This is a genomic window from Frankia sp. BMG5.60 (assembly GCF_059428125.1).
In genome coordinates this window covers 976,325-992,253 of the sequence record NZ_CM182091.1, presented here as the reverse complement: position 1 = coordinate 992,253, position 15,929 = coordinate 976,325, and the positions used below count along the sequence as shown (strand labels likewise).

At 73.1% G+C, this 15,929-nt stretch carries 13 protein-coding genes; 3 read left to right on the top strand and 10 right to left on the bottom strand.

Annotation, left to right across the window (positions count from 1 at the left end):
- Positions 1–103 precede the first annotated feature (103 nt).
- From AC5R91_RS04150 to AC5R91_RS04130, 5 genes are all read right to left on the bottom strand, one after another.
- A complete protein-coding gene (locus AC5R91_RS04150; RefSeq protein ID WP_495395772.1) occupies positions 104–1,096 on the bottom strand; it encodes a PaaI family thioesterase in 993 nt (330 codons plus the stop codon).
- A gap of 7 nt (positions 1,097–1,103) precedes the next feature.
- Positions 1,104–2,303 (bottom strand): acyl-CoA dehydrogenase family protein, encoded by a 1,200-nt coding sequence (locus AC5R91_RS04145; RefSeq protein WP_495395771.1) that lies wholly within the window; start codon positions 2,301–2,303, stop codon positions 1,104–1,106.
- Positions 2,294–2,443 carry a hypothetical protein gene (locus AC5R91_RS04140; protein WP_495395770.1) on the bottom strand — a complete coding sequence of 50 codons (150 nt, stop codon included), beginning with the start codon at positions 2,441–2,443 and terminating at the stop codon, positions 2,294–2,296. Before AC5R91_RS04140 ends, AC5R91_RS04145 begins: the two co-directional genes overlap by 10 nt.
- Entirely contained in the window at positions 2,434–3,540 is a 1,107-nt protein-coding gene (locus AC5R91_RS04135; RefSeq protein ID WP_495395769.1) for a CaiB/BaiF CoA transferase family protein, read from the bottom strand. Before AC5R91_RS04135 ends, AC5R91_RS04140 begins: the two co-directional genes overlap by 10 nt.
- Before the next feature lie 482 nt (positions 3,541–4,022).
- Positions 4,023–5,621 carry a flavin-containing monooxygenase gene (locus AC5R91_RS04130; RefSeq protein ID WP_495395768.1) on the bottom strand — a complete coding sequence of 533 codons (1,599 nt, stop codon included), beginning with the start codon at positions 5,619–5,621 and terminating at the stop codon, positions 4,023–4,025.
- 240 nt (positions 5,622–5,861) lie between these two features.
- On the opposite strand from AC5R91_RS04130, the gene AC5R91_RS04125 reads away from it, so the two are divergent.
- On the top strand, positions 5,862–6,311 hold the full coding sequence (locus tag AC5R91_RS04125; RefSeq protein WP_495395767.1) for a nuclear transport factor 2 family protein: 450 nt from the start codon (positions 5,862–5,864) through the stop codon (positions 6,309–6,311).
- A gap of 252 nt (positions 6,312–6,563) precedes the next feature.
- Entirely contained in the window at positions 6,564–8,018 is a 1,455-nt protein-coding gene (locus tag AC5R91_RS04120; protein WP_495395766.1) for an FAD-dependent oxidoreductase, read from the top strand.
- 89 nt (positions 8,019–8,107) lie between these two features.
- On the opposite strand, the gene AC5R91_RS04115 is transcribed toward AC5R91_RS04120, so the two are convergent.
- The gene (locus tag AC5R91_RS04115) at positions 8,108–9,328 is read right to left on the bottom strand and encodes an ABC transporter substrate-binding protein (protein ID WP_495395765.1); all 1,221 of its coding nucleotides are present in this window, start codon (positions 9,326–9,328) and stop codon (positions 8,108–8,110) included.
- Between the two features lie 863 nt (positions 9,329–10,191).
- Between AC5R91_RS04115 and AC5R91_RS04110 the strand changes: the two genes are divergently transcribed.
- On the top strand, positions 10,192–11,838 hold the full coding sequence (locus tag AC5R91_RS04110) for a class I adenylate-forming enzyme family protein (RefSeq protein WP_495395763.1): 1,647 nt from the start codon (positions 10,192–10,194) through the stop codon (positions 11,836–11,838).
- Between the two features lie 484 nt (positions 11,839–12,322).
- Here AC5R91_RS04110 and AC5R91_RS04105 read toward each other — a convergent pair whose 3' ends face one another.
- The 4 genes from AC5R91_RS04105 to AC5R91_RS04090 all read right to left on the bottom strand — a co-directional run bounded on the left by AC5R91_RS04105 (position 12,323) and on the right by AC5R91_RS04090 (position 15,908).
- Positions 12,323–14,041, bottom strand: a complete 1,719-nt coding sequence (locus AC5R91_RS04105) for a bifunctional 3-(3-hydroxy-phenyl)propionate/3-hydroxycinnamic acid hydroxylase (protein ID WP_495395762.1) — start codon at positions 14,039–14,041, stop codon at positions 12,323–12,325.
- A gap of 107 nt (positions 14,042–14,148) precedes the next feature.
- Positions 14,149–14,346 carry a ferredoxin gene (locus tag AC5R91_RS04100; protein WP_495395761.1) on the bottom strand — a complete coding sequence of 66 codons (198 nt, stop codon included), beginning with the start codon at positions 14,344–14,346 and terminating at the stop codon, positions 14,149–14,151.
- Between the two features lie 91 nt (positions 14,347–14,437).
- The gene (locus AC5R91_RS04095) at positions 14,438–15,217 is read right to left on the bottom strand and encodes an enoyl-CoA hydratase/isomerase family protein (protein WP_011604544.1); all 780 of its coding nucleotides are present in this window, start codon (positions 15,215–15,217) and stop codon (positions 14,438–14,440) included.
- A 61-nt stretch (positions 15,218–15,278) separates the two neighbouring features.
- Positions 15,279–15,908, bottom strand: a complete 630-nt coding sequence (locus tag AC5R91_RS04090) for a cysteine hydrolase family protein (RefSeq protein WP_495395760.1) — start codon at positions 15,906–15,908, stop codon at positions 15,279–15,281.
- Between the last annotated feature and the right edge of the window lie 21 nt (positions 15,909–15,929).

The window sequence follows — 15,929 nt, the reverse complement described above, 5'->3', positions numbered from 1 at the left end:
ACTGGTGGGCCGTCGCGGTGTCGGTCGCGGCGGCCCCCGCGGCCCCGCAAGCCCCGCCGCCGCCCGGCGCCGGTGGAGGCGTCGGGCGGCGGCGAGGTCGGGGTCAGAACACCGGGGTGCCGCGCTCGCGGGTGATGGTGGACAGGGTGGCGGGCTTGCCGGAGGGGCCCGCCGTCGTGACCCGGTAGAGCGACACGGTGCGGCCGCGGTGGACGAGCTCGGCGGTGGCGGTGACCGCGGCGGCGAGGTCGGCCGGGCGCAGGTAGTTCACCCGGATCGCCGTCGTGCGCTCCGGCACCGCCGGGTCGGCGAGCGCCTCGGTGGCGAGCTCGGCGGCGCAGAACAGTATGCCGCCGTGCACCGTGCCGCCGCCGTTCTCGAACGCCGGGTTGGCGGGCAGTACGAACCGGCCGACGTCGCCGTCGCGCACGGGGCCGGCGATGACCCCGCCCCGGCCGTCGCCCGAACCGCCGCCGCCGTCGCCGTCGTCCGAACCCCCGGCGCCGGCCCGGCTCAGGGCCGCCAGCAGCGAGTGGTGCGCGGCCGGTGGGAGCATCTGCGGTTCGCCGTCGAGGTATCCCGCCGCCGAGCCCGGGATGCTGACGAAGCGGCAGCGGCCGATGCCGACGGCGATCAGCCGGCCGGCGTCGTCGCGGACCTCGCAGCGGGCCGTCCCGCCGGCGGGATCCCGCCCGAGCAGCTCGGCGCTGGCCGTCAGCAGGCCGCCGGACCACGGCGGGGGGCCGATGACGTCGACGGAGAGCTCGGCGGTGACCGAGTGGGAGTTCTCCGGCCGGGCGTCGTAGACCTCCATCCCGATCGCGGAGTCCACCAGGACGCCGAGCGAACCGATCGTCGCGACGCCGTCGGGCCCGTCGAGCCACGGGCCGAGCTGCATCGTGACGCGCACGCCGCGCTCGTCGCGGCTCACCTGGCTCAGCCGGAAGCGGCTCTCGGCGTACTCCCGCGCCAGCGGGGACGCGGCGGCCGGCGCGTTCGGCGCGGGCGCGGCGTACGTGGAGGATTCGGCGCGGGCCGCCGGGACGAGGCCACCTGTCGAGGCGTCGGCGGTCGGTGAGGTTCCGGTCTCGGTCATCGCCGCGTCACCGGAGCAGCTCGCGGGCAATGATCATCTTCTGGACCTCGGAGGCGCCCTCGCCGAGGCGCTTGACCCGCAGGTCGCGGAACCAGCGTTCCAGCGGCATCTCCTTGGACAGGCCGAGCGCACCGAACATCTGCACGCAGCGGTCCAGGACCCGGTAGGCGGCCTCGGTGCCGTACATCTTGCACACCGACGCGTCGACCCGCACATCCTTGCCGAGGTCGGCGTTCCAGGCCGCCTGGTACATCAGCAGCCGGGCGGCGCGCAGCTCCACCTCGCTGTCGGCGATCATCCACTGGATGCCCTGCTTGTCGGCCAGCCGGGAGCCGAAGACCTCGCGCTGCTTGACCCAGTCGATCGCCATCCCCAGCGCCTGCTGGGCGATGCCGATCGGGCCGGCGGCGTAGGCGATGCGCCCGGAGACCAGGAACTGCGAGGCGAGCCGGAAGCCCTGCCCCTCCTCGCCGATCCGGTTGGCCACCGGGATCCGGACGTTGTCGAAGTGCAGTTCGTACGGCGCGTAGGAGGTCATCACGTCAATCGGGAACTTGGTCAGCCCCTCGACGTCGTTGGGCAGGATGAAGCAGGTGATCCCGTCGCGCCGGCCCGGCTCGCCGGTGCGCGCGTAGAGCACCCCCCAGGCCGCGGAGCCGGCGTGGGTCGTCCACATCTTGGTGCCGTTGATGACGTAGTGGTCGCCGTCGCGCTCGGCACGGCAGCGGATCGCCCGGGCCGGGTCGGAACCGCCGGACGGCTCGCTGATCGCGGTGAACGCCCGGCCCGCCTTACCCTCGATGATGGGGCGGGCGTACGTCTCGAACTGCTCCTTGGTCGCGGAGAACATCACCGTCGGCGGGTTGCCGCCAAACGCCCCGCAGGCCGGGAAGAACGCGCCCATCCGGCACTTCGCCGCCTCCTCGGCGATGACGACCTGGCCGAGCACGCTCAGCCCGGCACCGCCGAACTCCGCCGGGGTCTGCAGCGCCCACAGGTCCGCCGCGCGGGCCTTGGCCTGCAACGGGCCGAGCAGCTCGGGCGGCAGGCCGGCCGCGTCGTGGGGGAGCGTGTCCTCCAGCGGGCGGACCTCGGTCTCCATGAAGCGGCGCACCGTGTCGGCGAGCATCCGGAACTCGTCCGGGAGCTCCCAGGCACCGGTGGGGAACGTGTCGGAGCCGCTGGACGGCGTTGCCGTTACGGACACGGCGCCTCCTTCGTTGTCTGGTCGAGATCGAGATCGAGGTCGAAAGCGGGGTCGAGATCGAGATCGAGGTCGAACGCGGGGTCGAGATCGAGAGCGGTCTCGGGCCCGGGTTCGGGGGCGTGACGGGGGATCAGGTCCACCCGGCCAGGACCTCCGCCACGGTGACCGCGGCGCGCGGCGGGACCCGCGGCGCGGCGGGGACGCTGCGCGAGAACCGCGGCGCGGGGGCGGGCTGGGTCACGCCGGCCACGTCGATCAGGACCTCCCGGGCGGCCATGTGCGGGTGCGCGGTGGCCTCGTCGAAGTCCAGCACCGGGGTGACGCAGGCGTCGAGGGGGTCGAACACGGCCGCCCACTCGTCGCGGGTGCGCCCGGCGAAGGCCTTGGTGAACGCCTCGCGCAGCTCCGGCCAGCGGGCCCGGTCGTCCTGGCCGGGCAGCGCGGCCGGGTCGAGGCCGAGGCCGGTGACGAACGTGGCGTAGAAGCGGGGCTCGAGCGCGCCGACGGCCATGTAGCGCCCGTCGGCGGTCTCGTAGACATCGTAGAACGGCGCGCCGGTGTCGAGGCGGTTGGAGCCGCGCTCGTCGTTCCAGCGGCCACGCCCGCGCAGCCCCCAGACCATGTGCGCGAGCAGGCTCGCGCCGTCGACGATGGCCGCGTCGATGACCTGGCCGCGCCCGGAGCGCTCCCGCTCGACCAGCGCGGCGAGGACGCCCACCACCAGGTAGGTGGACCCGCCGCCGAAGTCGCCGACGAGGTTCAGCGGCGGCAGCGGCGGCTCGCCGGCGCGGCCGACCGCGTTGAGCACGCCGGTGATCGACAGGTAGTTGATGTCGTGGCCGACTCGGTCCGCCAGCGGTCCCTGCTGGCCCCAGCCGGTCATCCGCCCGTAGACCAGCCGCGGGTTGCGTCGCGCGCAGTCGTCCGGGCCGAGGCCGAGGCGCTCGGTGACGCCGGGGCGGAAGCCCTCGATCAGCACGTCGGCGCCGGCGATCAGGTCCAGCACGCCGTCACGGGCGGCGGGATCGCCCAGGTCGGCCTCGACGAGGCGGCGCCCGCGCTGCACCGGCTCGGCCGGTACCCCCGGCGCCGGCACGGAACCCGGCCGGGCCACCCGGACCACGTCCGCGCCCAGGTCGGCGAGCATCATCGCCGCGTGCGGGCCGGGGCCGATCCCGGCGAGCTCGACGACCCGGATGCCGGCGAGTGGGCCCGCGGCGCTCGTCCCTTCGGGCAACGCCCGTCCCTCCTCCTGGTTCCCGCCCGTGCGCCGGGCGCCGGAAGGGATCGTCGCGCCGGCCTTCGCCGGGCGGGGTCTGGGTTCAGGTGGGCTCAGTCGAGCTCATCTGACACCATGTTTATAGCATCGGTGCCCCGTTGCAGGCATTTTATGATCTTCAATGGGCTATGGTTCTGGCATCTTCGTCGGCCGCCGAGGCGTAGCCGGTTGCGGGGCGCTTCGCGGGTCGGCGGTGGATGCGTGGGAGAGCGCCTCCATGGCTCTTCCACAGGGTTCGACGTCCGATTTATCCCTGTGGAAGAGACAGGCAGCGCCGCTCCCACGCACCTCGCCGCGCGGGGGCGGGGGCACCGCCGCGTGCGGGCTGGCTCGGCGTTGCGCGCATCACCGTCACCGATCTGCGGCGATCCTCGCGGGTTGGTACCGCCTCCAACGCTCCTCACCAGCAGCGATGCGGCATATGCGAACGACCGGGCTGGCTAGGCGCTGAGGGCGAAGCCGGTGTAGCCCTCCGCGGCGACGGCGGCGCAGCGCTTGTGGTAGCGGCCGACCCCGCCGACGTAGGGCATGAACACCCGCGGCCGGCCCGGGATGTTGGCCCCCAGGTACCAGGAGTTCGCCTGCGGGTAGAGCGTGCGCGCGGCGGCCTCGTTGACGTGCGCGACCCAGTCCTCCTCGGCGGCGGGGTCCGCCTCGATGGTGGCCAGACCGTGGGCGTCGAGGTGGGCCAGGCAGTCGCCGATCCAGTCGACGTGCTGCTCCAGGGAGACGAACGCGTTGGAGATCACCGAGGGGCTCCCGGGGCCCGCCACGACGAACAGGTTCGGGAACCCGCTTATCCCCAGGCCCAGGTAGGTGCGCGGTCCGTGCGCCCAGTGGTCGGCGAGCCGGCGCCCGCCGCGGCCGCGGATGTCCATCGCCAGCAGTGCCCCGGTCATCGCGTGGAAGCCGGTGGCGTAGACGAGGGTGTCCAGCTCGTGTATCCGCCCGCCGGTCCGCACCCCGGTCTCGGTGATCTCGGTGATCGGGTCGCGGCGGACGTCGACGAGGGTGACGTTGTCGCGGTTGAACGTGTCGTAGTAGTCGGTGTCGACGCAGATCCGCTTGGTGCCGATCGGGTGGTCGGTCGGCGTCAGCGTCGCGGCGACCTCGGGGTCGTGCACGATCTGACGGATCTTGTCGCGGACGTAGTCGGCGGCGAGGTCGTTGGCCGCCGGATCGAAGATGAGGTCGTCGAAGGCGGCCATGTACTCGAAGCCGCCCAGCCCCCAACGCGCGGAGAACTCCCGGTCGCGCTCCTCGGCCGAGGCGGTGAGGGCGTGGACGCGGTTCTGGCGCAGCAGCATCCCGCCGAACGAACGCCGGGCCCGTTCGCGGTACTCGCCGTAGTGCGCCTTGCGCTCGCGGGCCAGCTCCGGGTCCAGCGGCACGTTGAACCCCTGGACGCTGAAGTTCGCGCTGCGCTGGAACACGGTCAGGTGGCCCGCGACCCGGGCGATGAGCGGGATGCACTGGATGCCCGAGGCGCCGGTGCCCACGACCCCCACCCGCTGACCGGCCAGGTCGACGTCCTCGGCCGGCCAGGTCGCGGTGTGCAGGACGCGCCCGGCGAAGCGGTCGGCCCCCGGGATGTCGGGGACGTTCGGCACGGACAGGCAGCCGGTCGCCATCACGCAGAACCGGGCGCGCACCCGCTGACCCCGGTCGGTGGTGACCAGCCAGCGCCCGTCGCCCTCGTCGAACGTCACCGACGTGATCCGGGTGGCGAACTCGATATCGCGGCGCAGGTCGAAGCGGTCGGCCACGTGGCGGGCGTAGGCGAGCATCTCCGGCTGCTCGGGGAAGCGCCGGCTCCACTGCCAGTCCTGCTGGAGCTCCTCGGAGAAGGAGTAGGAGTACTCCAGGCTCTCGATGTCGCAGCGGGCGCCCGGGTAGCGGTTCCAGTACCACGTGCCGCCGACGTCGTCGGCCGCGTCGTACGCCCGCACCCGCAGCCCCTGCCGGCGCAGGCGGTGCACCGCGTACATGCCGGCGAAGCCCGCGCCGACGATCAGAACGTCGAGATCCTCGTCATGCATCAGCACCACAGTCCTCCACCCTGACCGGATCCGGACGCTAGCCCGAATCTGACGGTCGCGTCAACAGGTGTGGCCGGGTGGACGAGCGGGAGGCAAACCTGCGCAGGTGCCCTGCGGCCGTGGCAGGCTAGGGGTCATCTGACGTGCTGTTCACGCCAGTTGCCGCGCTGCCTCCCGCGCTCCGGCCCGGCCCGCGGCACCGCGTCCCCGTTCCCGCCGCCGTCCCGATCGGAGATCCACATGGACAACGCTGAGCTGCGGACCCGCGTCGGCGCCGCCCACCTGCTGGCGTCCTACACGTACTTCGCCGACTCCGGCCGGCTCGGGCCGCTGGTGGACCTCTTCCTGCCCGACGCGGTGTTCCGGATCGACGACGACACCAACGTCGGCCGGGACGCGATCGAAGCCTACTTCCGCAGCGCGGGGGAGAGCTTCCGCTCCGTCGACATCCTCCCGGGTCGCCACCACCTCAGCTCGGTCTACATCGACCCCCGTCCGGAGGGCGGCGCCGCCACGTACGCCTGCTTCCAGTTCGTCGGCGTCCGCGGGGCGGACCACTGGGGCACCTACCGTGACGAGGTCGTCGAGGTCGACGGCACGTGGCGGTTCGCCCGCCGCCGCGTGACGGTCGAAGGCTTCGCCGCGGACTCGCCGCTGGTGCCCGCCGGCCGGCGGGCGGCGGGTGCGTGACCTTGAGGCGCCGGCACCCGACGTGCCGGCACCCGACGTGCCGGCACCCGACGCGCCGACACCCGACGCGCCGACACCCGACGCGCCGACACTCGGCGGTTCGAGCCGATCGGTCGACCCGCCGGGCGGTGTCATCGGAGGATCGTGCCTGTGATCCCGTCCAGTGGGACGCGTCGGGTGGTCGAGGGCGTGTCCGTGCGGTCGCCCGGTAGGGATCCGGCCGGGTAGCCGTCCGTCAGAAGGAGTCGCCGTATGGCCGATGATGCCGTGAACGCCCCCCTGTCCGTCGCCGTGATCGGTTCCGGTCCGGCGGGCTTCTACACCGCGGGGGCGTTGCTGGAGCAGTCCGGCGTGCCGGTCCGGGTGGACCTCTACGAGCGGCTTGCCACGCCGTGGGGCCTGGTGCGGGCCGGGGTGGCGCCGGACCATCCGAAGATCAAGGCGGTGTCGTCGGTGTACGCGGCGACCGCGGCCGACGAGCGCTTCCGCTTCTTCGGCAACGTCGAGGTGGGTCGGCACGTCTCCCGCGAGGAGCTGGTCGAGCGCTACGACGCGGTGGTGTACACGGTGGGCGCGCAGGGCGAGCGGCGGCTGGGCATTCCGGGCGAGGACCTGCCGGGCAGCGTGCCCGCGGTGGACGTGGTGGGCTGGTACAACGGCCATCCCGACTTCGTCGACCGGGCGCCCGACCTGTCCGGCCGGCGCGCGGTGGTGATCGGGGCGGGCAACGTCGCGCTCGACGTGGCGCGGATCCTGTGCTCCCCGGTCGAGCGGCTGGCCGCGACCGACATCGCCGACCACGCCCTCGACGCCCTGCGCGCCAGCGCCGTCGAACAGGTCGTGGTGGTGGGCCGCCGGGGCCCGGCGCAGGCGGCGTTCACCACCGCCGAGCTGCGCGAGCTGCCGGAGTTCACCGGGGCGGCGGTGGACGTCGACCCGGCGGAGGTCGCCGAGCAGCCCGGCGAGGAGAAGCTGTCGCGACTGATCCGACGCAACCTGGCGGTACTGCGCGACTACGCCGCGGCCCTGCCGTCCCAGCCGTCCCTGCCATCCCAGCCGTCCCTGCCATCCCAGCCGTCTGAGGCGTCGCAGCCGGCCGCGGGGACGCGGCGGATGGCGCTGCGGTTCCTGCGGTCCCCGGTGGAGATCCGCGGGGAGGGCAGGGTGGCCGAGGTGGTGTTCGCCCGCAACCGGCTGGAGGTGGACGCCGAGGGCTGGGTCAGCGCCGTCGACACCGGCGAGCGGGAGGTGTTCCCGGCCGACCTGGTGGTGCGGGCGGTGGGGTACAAGGGCCTGCCGCTGGTGGGCCTGCCGTTCGACGAGCGCCGCGGGATCATCCCCAACGACGCCGGGCGGGTCGCCGGGGCGGACCGCGAGTACGTGGCCGGCTGGATTAAGCGCGGTCCGACCGGGATCATCGGGACGAACCGCAAGTGCGCCGTGGAGACGGTCGCCACGCTGCTGGCCGACGTCGCCGAGGGCCGGTTGGCGCGCCACCCGCGGGCCGGCGGCGTCGACCCGGTGGGCGAGGACGAGTCCTGGCTGCGCGAGCGCCAGCCCGACCTGGTGACGGAGGCCGGCTGGCGGCTCATCGACGCGGCGGAGCGGGCGTCCGGCGAGCCGGCGGGCCGGCCGCGGGTGAAGCTGACCACGCTCGACGCGCTCGTCGACACCGCGCTCACCCGCACCCGCACCCTGACCGGCTGACCGGCGCCGGCTCCGGTCCCGCCGTGCGACGGCGGGACCGGACCGGGGCGGACCGGGGCGGGGCGGTCAGCGGCGGATCCCCGCCGGGATCAGTTCTCCACGCAGACGGGCTTGTCCCCCTTGGGGGTCGTCAGCTTGCCGCCCACGACCTTGGCGTACCAGTTGCAGGCGCCGACCTCGTTGGGCTGGCCCTTCGTGAACTTCAGCGGCGGCGACCACTCGCCGAGGGACTGGCCGTTCAGCGCGTACAGGCCGTCGAGGATCTCGGCGCTGGTGGGCGTCGCCGAGACGTTCTTCGCCGCGGCGGCGAAGAACAGCCCCGCCTGCCAGCCGCGGCTGGCGAAGCCGTCCGGGGTGTTCTTGGTGTACTGCTTCAGCGCGGCGGTGAAATCGGCCAGGTAGGGCTTGTCACCGAACCACAGCGGGGCCCCGGAGGTCAGCCACGCCCCCTCGCTGGCCGCCTGGATGAGGTTCTGCTGGAAGACGCCGCCGGAGAAGACGTAGGTCGGCTGGAAGTGCTGCGTCGAGCAGTCCTTGATGAGCCGCTCGGTGACCTGGGCGGGCACGTTGGTGATGACGGCCTTCACGCCCGCGCTGCGCAGCGACAGGCACTGCGAGGTGTAGTTCGGCGCCGAGGCCGAGGCCGTCTGCACGCCCGCCGAGGCGATCCCGAGGCGAGCGGAGATGCCGGAGATCAGGCCGTTGGCCTCCGCGCACGCGGCCTGCTCGGCGCAGACGATGGTGCCGAACTTCGGCGAGCCGGCGAGCTTCACGCTGTACACCTCGCCGGTGAGGTAGCCCAGCGAGTTCGACGTCGCGGCGAAGAACATCGGCGACTTGCCGTACTGGGCCGTCGTGGTGATCCCGCCGATGACGGGGATGTTGTGCTGCTCGACGTAGCTGCGCCAGGAGCCGTCGGTGGCGCCGGCGAAGTTGCCGACGAGGGCGAGGACCTTGTCCTGCTCGACGAGCTGGTGGACGGCGGCGATCGACTTCGTCGGGTCGCCCTGGTCGTCCCGGCTGATCACCTCGACCGGGTGGCCGGCGATGCCGCCATGCGCGTTGACCCACTTCGACCAGGCGACGAGGGCGTCGAGCCCGCGCTGGTTCTGCGGGCCGAAGGCGCCGCTGTACAGGCCGACGTTACCGATCTTCAGCGGTGTTCCCTTGGGTGCCGCCGTGGCGTTGGCGGGCGGGGCGTCGGCCTTCGCCCCGCCATCGCTGCTGCCCCCACAGGCCGACACGGTGAGTAATAATGCGGCGAAGGCTGCGATACAGCCGGACAGGGTCCGTCGTCGCCTCGGTGCCATCGGTGTATCCCCTTGTCAGGTGTGCTCGACCGGCGGAGCCGACGCAAGGTCGCCAGTGCGACCGGTCGATCGCCATGATGATTTGTCAATGCGGGCGGGATGACGGTTGTCCGTTCGCGTGGAGGCCCCGAATCCCCGCCGGTCCGCCCGCGGGAGCCGCATCTTCCCGCTTAGTCGTTCTGACGTCAATGTCACACCTGGGAGTGGGCGCGGGTGCGCCTGGCCCGGCGCGCCACCGGCCGGACGGGGTCCGCCGGGCGGCGGCCGGCGGGACGCGCGGGCACGCTAACCAGGGGGATAGGTACGGTCACCAGCCACATCGAACGCCGGGCCGGCAGCGGCCCGGGCGGCTCACCCGGCCGCGCGGTGGGTCGGGCCGCACGGCCTCGCGGCGACGCAGGAAGGCAGCCCGGGGCCGGGAATGACTGCGTATAATCTTTCCGTTCTGGCGGCGGTGTTTCGCATTTCGCGGCGCGCTAATCGCGGCGGCGGGTAGCGTGAGTCGCTTCCCCGGTCCGGTGTCGCGGCCCGGCGCGGCCCGGCGTCGGGCGGGTTCGACGCGAAGGCAGCAGGCGAATCGTCGCCGCGGAAGGGAAATCGGCCGGGGCCCGGAGATATGCCCCTTTCGGCCCTGTGCGCCCTCGGTTGCCGCCATCTCGCGATCACCGAGAGTGACTTTCGTGGCGGCGGTGCGGGCGGCGCGGGCAGGCCCGGCGGCCGCCGGGGTGCCGACCGGGTCCGCGGCGGCTGCGGAACTTTCCCGATCCTTCTGATTGCTGTAGACACAGTGTCAGATGCTGCGGTGGCGCGGCCTCTCGCAGGCTGTGCCGCGAGGGGTCCGGACGGGTGGGGAGGCCAGGTCGATGAGCTCTGCTGACGCGTCGTTGCGGCAGTGGTGGGAGCTGGTGGAGTGGCGGGCCGCGGCAACGCCCGACCTGCCGATGCTGGTGGACAACCACGACCGCCGAATCAGCTTCGGCGAGTTCCGCGAGCTGGCCCTGCGGGTGGCCGCAGGCCTGGCCGCGACGGGGGTCGGCGCCGGCACCCAGGTGAGCTGGCAGTTGCCCACCACCATCGAGAGCGCGGTGCTGATGAGCGCGCTGTCCCGCCTGGGCGCCGTGCAGAACCCGATCATCCCGCTGCTGCGCGAGGCCGAGGTCGACTTCATCGTCGAGCAGCTCGGCACGACCCTGCTGATCGTCCCGGCGGTGTTCCGCGGCTACGACTACCGGCCGATGGCCGAGACCATCGCGGCCCGGCGCGGCCTGCGCACGATGGTCTGCGATCCCTACCTGCCGCCGGACCCGGCGACGGCGCGGCTGACCGGCCCGCCGGTGGACACGGACTGGTTCGCCGACTTCCCGCTGCCGCTCGGGGACCCCGCGACCCTGCCCCCGCCGCCACCGGCGCCCATCGGCGACGCCGACGCCGACGTGCGCTGGGTGTTCTACTCCTCGGGCACCACCGGCTTCCCCAAGGGGGCGCGCCACACCGACGCCTCCGTCATCGCCGGGTCGAACTCGATGGTGTCCCAGCTCGGCTTCGACGAGACCGACGTCGCGTCGATCGCCTTCCCGATCGCCCACATCGGCGGGTCGAGCGTGCTGTCACTGGGCCTGCGCACGGCCTGCAAGGTCGTGCTCGTCGACATCTTCGACCCGCGCACGGCTCCGCTGGCGCTGGCGCGGCACGGGTCGACGATGCTCGGCAGCGCCGCGCCGCACTTCCATGCCTACTTCAACGCGCAGGCCGCCTACAACGCCCAACGCGCCGACGGCCCGGAGCCGCTGTTCGCCCGGCTGCGGTTCTTCATGGCCGGCGGGGCGCCGAGCGAGCCCGGGATGCACGACCGCGCCATCGCGGAGCTGGGCGGCGACGGCCTGATGAACGGCTGGGGCCTGACCGAGTTCCCGATGGCCGGCTACCCGTCGCCCGGCGATCCGCCCGAGCGGCTGCGCACCGCCGCCGGCCGCCCGGGCCCCGGCGTGCGGATCAGCGTCCGCGACCCCGACGGCACGGAGGTCCCGCGGGGCGAGGAGGGCGAGCTGTGCATCGCCGGCCCGCAACTGTTCGCCGGCTACGTCGACGCCTCCCTCGACGCCGAGGCCTTCACCCCAGACGGCTACTTCCACACCGGTGACCTGGGCATCCATCACCCCGAGGGCTGGCTGTACATCACCGGGCGGCTCAAGGACGTCATCGTCCGCAACGCCGAGAACATCTCCGCGCTGGAGGTGGAGAACGTCCTGCTGACCCATCCCGGCATCGCCGAGGTGGCCGTCGTCGGGCTGCCCGACCCGCGCACCGGCGAGCGGTGCGCCGCGTTCGTGGTGCAGGCCGAGGGCGCGGACCCGCTCACCCTGCCCGACCTGGCCGCCTTCTGCCGCCAGAAGGGCCTGGCCGTCTACAAGACGCCCGAACGGCTGGAGCTCCTCGACGCCATCCCCCGTAACGCCATGGGCAAGGCGCTGAAGAAGCAGCTACGCGAGTCCGTCACCGCCACCGCCTGACCTCGACGGCTCGACAGCTGAGTCCCGCCCGCGGATTCCGCGTCCAAGTCAGCCCCTGGACTCCGTGGGGCTGTTCCGCGGAACACCATGATCGTTTCCTGGTGTCGAGGTCAGGGCGGGGAGCGGTTCTGGCACCGGATGGGTTCCGTCCCGCCGCGGGCTCCACGCCCGTGCCGTGCCGGTGTTGCTGCCGGGGCCGGGGCGGGACTCTGCTCCGGACATGATCGTCGGGGTCTCTTCGATCGGGCGGTGCACGACGACGACATCAGCCTCGGTCGCGATGCGGACGGGACCGTCACCGCGCGGACCGTCGACGGCCGCGTCCTCGTCGCAGCACCACCGGTCCTGCCCGGACCGCAACCGGCAGGGGCCCTCGCCCGCGCGACCCGCCACATCGACCCCACCGCGATCCACACCCACGACGGAGTACGCCTCCGCCGCGGTCGCCTCCTGGGGAGGTGACCGCGGCCGGAAGGCGTCAGGGTCAGGAACGCGGGCTGGCCGTGGGCGGGGAGAGCGGGCCCGTGGCGTCACCGCGGGCGGCGGCGGGCGGCACTCCCAGCAGAGAACGCAGCCGCCGCGTGGTGGCCTCCAGCTCCGCGGCCGGGCAGACCGCCAGCACGTACCGGTCTGGGCGCAGGATGATGATCTCGTCGGCAGGGCGGCCCAGGCGCAGGTCGCGGAAAGCGCCGTCGATGTCGCGCACCAGCAGCGACCCGGTCGCCGGCTGCGCGTTCGCGGTGGCGGCGGTCGCCGTCGCGGTGGCGGCGCTGTCCTCCGCGGGTGCGCCGCGCCGCGCGGTGCGGGCCGGGTCGACCCGGATGGTCAGCGCGCCCAGCGCCTGCCAGAACGCCAGACCCTCCGCGGACAGCGCGGCGGCCGGGTCGCGCCCGATGCCGATGACGGCGAACGACGGCCCGACGACGTCGTCGAGCTTCATCCGCAGCCGGTCGGCGGTCTCCACCGACGGCTGGCCGAACATCCGGCCCACCGGGGAGCCCTTGTCCGGGGCAGCCGGGGCCAGGACGGCGCCCTCGGTGTAGCGGGGCAGCGGCTTGTACTTCATCTGCAGGATGTAGTCCCGGGCCCCGGGGATGCGCTGGACGCCGACGAAGAACGCGTCGCGCACCCGTTCGGTGAGCCGGTTGCGCGGCTCGTACATCGCGCCGACCCGGGTGGCGAAGGAGACCATGGTCTCGGCGTGGGCGCGCCGCTCGGCGTCGTAGCTGTCGAGGAGGCGTTCGTCGGCGCGGCCGGCGAGCACCGCGGCGAGCTTCCAGCCGAGGTTCGTCGCGTCCCGGATCCCGGAGTTCATCCCCTGGCCGAAGAACGGCGGCTGCAGGTGGGCGGCGTCGCCGGCGAGGAACACCGGGCCGACCCGGAAGGTGGTGGCGATGCGGGAGTGGTGCCAGTAGATCCGCCGCCGGGAGATCCGCGGCATCGGCGTGTCCCGGTAGTGCCGGGCGAGCAGGCCCATGACGACCTCGTCGGTCACCATCTGCTCGTCGGTCTCGTCGGGCAGCAGCTTGAACTCGAAGCGGCGGTGCCCGTAGGGCAGCGGAATCGTCATCGACGGGCGGATCGGGTCGCAGTGCACCGCCGAGTAGGGCGCGTCGAGCTGGTCGTCGGAGACGTCGACCACGAGCCACTTCGACGGGTTCGTCTCGCCCACGAGCTCGACGCCCACGCTGCGGCGCACGAAGCTGCGCCCGCCGTCGGCGCCGACGAGGTAGCGGGCGGTGACCGTGACGTCCTCGCCGTCGCGCGTGCCGGTCAGCACCACGCCGTCGGCGGTGCGCTCCAGCCCGGTCACCTCCGTGTCGGCGTACAGCCGCACGCCGGGGAAGCGGTCGAGCCCGCGGCGCAGCGTCGCCTCCATCAGCGGCTGGAAGAACAGGTTGCGCCGCGGCCAGCCGAACGGCTGCCCGCTCGGCCCCACGTGCGCGAGGACCTTGCCCTGCGAGTTGTGGTAGCGGATCGGCGCGTTCTGGATGCAGTCGGCGAGAACCTCGTGGACCAGACCGACGGTCTGGAACGTCCTTAACGACTCGTCGTCCACGGCGACGGCCCGCGGGTAGTCGATGACCCCGGACTCCCGGTCGAGCACCACGGTACTGACCCCGTAGGTGCCCAGCAGGTTGGCGAGCGTCACCCCGCACGGTCCCGCGCCGACGATCGCCACATCGGCCGATTCGCTGATCATTGCCGTCTCCTCGTTCCCGCCCGGAGCCGATCGCGGTCGCGTGCGCCGTGGCGGCTCGGTCGCTGTCCTGCGGTGCTGTCCTGTGCTTGTCCTGCCGTCGCCGTAGCTCAGTCGGCCAGGACGGAGATGGCCTGCTGGGGGCAGGCGCCGACGCCGCGGCGGGCGTCGTCCTCGGCGCCCGCGGGCACGGCGACGTCGCCGTTGAGCGCGGTGAAGCCGTCGTCGTCGAGCGGGTAGAGCTCCGGGTTCACCAGGTAGCACTGGCCGTGGCCGGAGCACTCCTGCTGCTCCATGTGGATACGCATGTGGTGGTCGTCCTCGCGGGCTGGGATGGGGCGGTCGGCTGGGATGGGGGCGCGGTCGGCTGGGGTCGGGCTGGGGTGGGGTGGGGTCGGGTCAGCGGAACCGGGGCTTGCGCTTCACGTTGGGCGGGACGGGGCTGCCGCCGCGGTTGCCGCGCTGGGTGTAGGACAGCCCGGCCCGCTGGGCCAGCGACGGGGTCATGTCGAGGGACTCCCAGATGGCGCGGATGGTGCCCTGGATGGCCTCCGGGCGGCGCGCGGCGATCTCGGCGGCGAGCTCCGCGGCCCGCGGCCAGAGCTGCTCGCGGGATACCACCTCGGTGACGATACCCAGCCGCAGGGCCGTCTCGGCGGTGATCCGCTCGTCGTTGCCGAGCAGCGCCCAGCGCAGCACGTCGCCCAGCGGGATGTTGCGGGCCAGCATCCCGAGCGGCTCCAGCGCGGAGACGAGGCCGCCGTTGGCGTGCGGATCGAAGAAGGTGGCGTCCTCGGAGCAGATGATGATGTCCGACTCGTTCAGGAAGTACATGGCGCCGCCGGCGGCGATGCCGTGCACCGCGGTGATCACCGGCTTCCAGACGAACTGCTTGCGCGGGCCGAGGCGGACCCCGGGGTCCTCCTGGTTCCACTGGTTCTGGTCGTTCCACCAGGGGCCCTCCTGGATGTCCAGCCCCGTGCAGAACGCGCGCTCGCCGGCGGCGCGCAGGACGGCGACGCGCACGTCGTCGTCGTCGCGGACCTCGTGCCAGACCGCCTCCATCTCCAGCGTCATCGTCTCGGTGAAGGAGTTGAGCCGCTCGGGGCGGTTGAGGGTGATGGTCGCGACGTGGTCGTCGACCTCGTAGAGGACGGTCGTGAGGTCCTTGAGCGGCATGAATGTTCCTCGGGAGTGGGCGAGCCGGCTGGGCTGGACGGTGGGGGAGTGGGTCGGGGGATCAGGGGCCGGCGTCCCCGGCGCCGGCGCCCGCCTTCAGCTCGGCCACGACCTCGTCGACGGTCGTGATCCTCGTGACCATGGCCAGGAAGTTGTCGAGCATGAACCGGTGGGTCTCGGCGGAGGCGCCCGCGGTGGCGTCCTCGGGCAGCACCACGTGGTAGCTGCGGTTGACCGCCTCCAGCGCGAGCCCCGGGATCGCGACGTTCGTCGACACGCCCGCGACGACCACGACACGGGTGTCGGTCAGCCGCAGCATCGCGTCGAGATCGGTGCCGTAGAACGCGGTGAGCCCCGTCGCGCGGCTGCTGACCAGGTCGCCCTCGCGGGGGGTCGCCGGTTCGGGGACCTCGACGTCCACGCTGCCGGCGATCATCGTCCGGCGCTTGATGGCCATCGCGGACAGCGCCGAGTTCGCGCGCAGGCCGACCAGGTCGGGCCGGTGCTCGATGATGGCGTGCACCACCGGCAGCCCGGCGGCGCGGAACGCCTCCGCGAGCACGCCGATGCGGGCGCCGACGCCCCGCGACTCGGCCTGCTCGGCGAGCGCGGGCAGCCGGCTCACCGCCGGATCCACGATGCCGCGTTGGAACTCGCTGATGACCAGCGCCGGCCGGCCGATGATGAGCATGCTGATCGTCCTCTGTTGTCA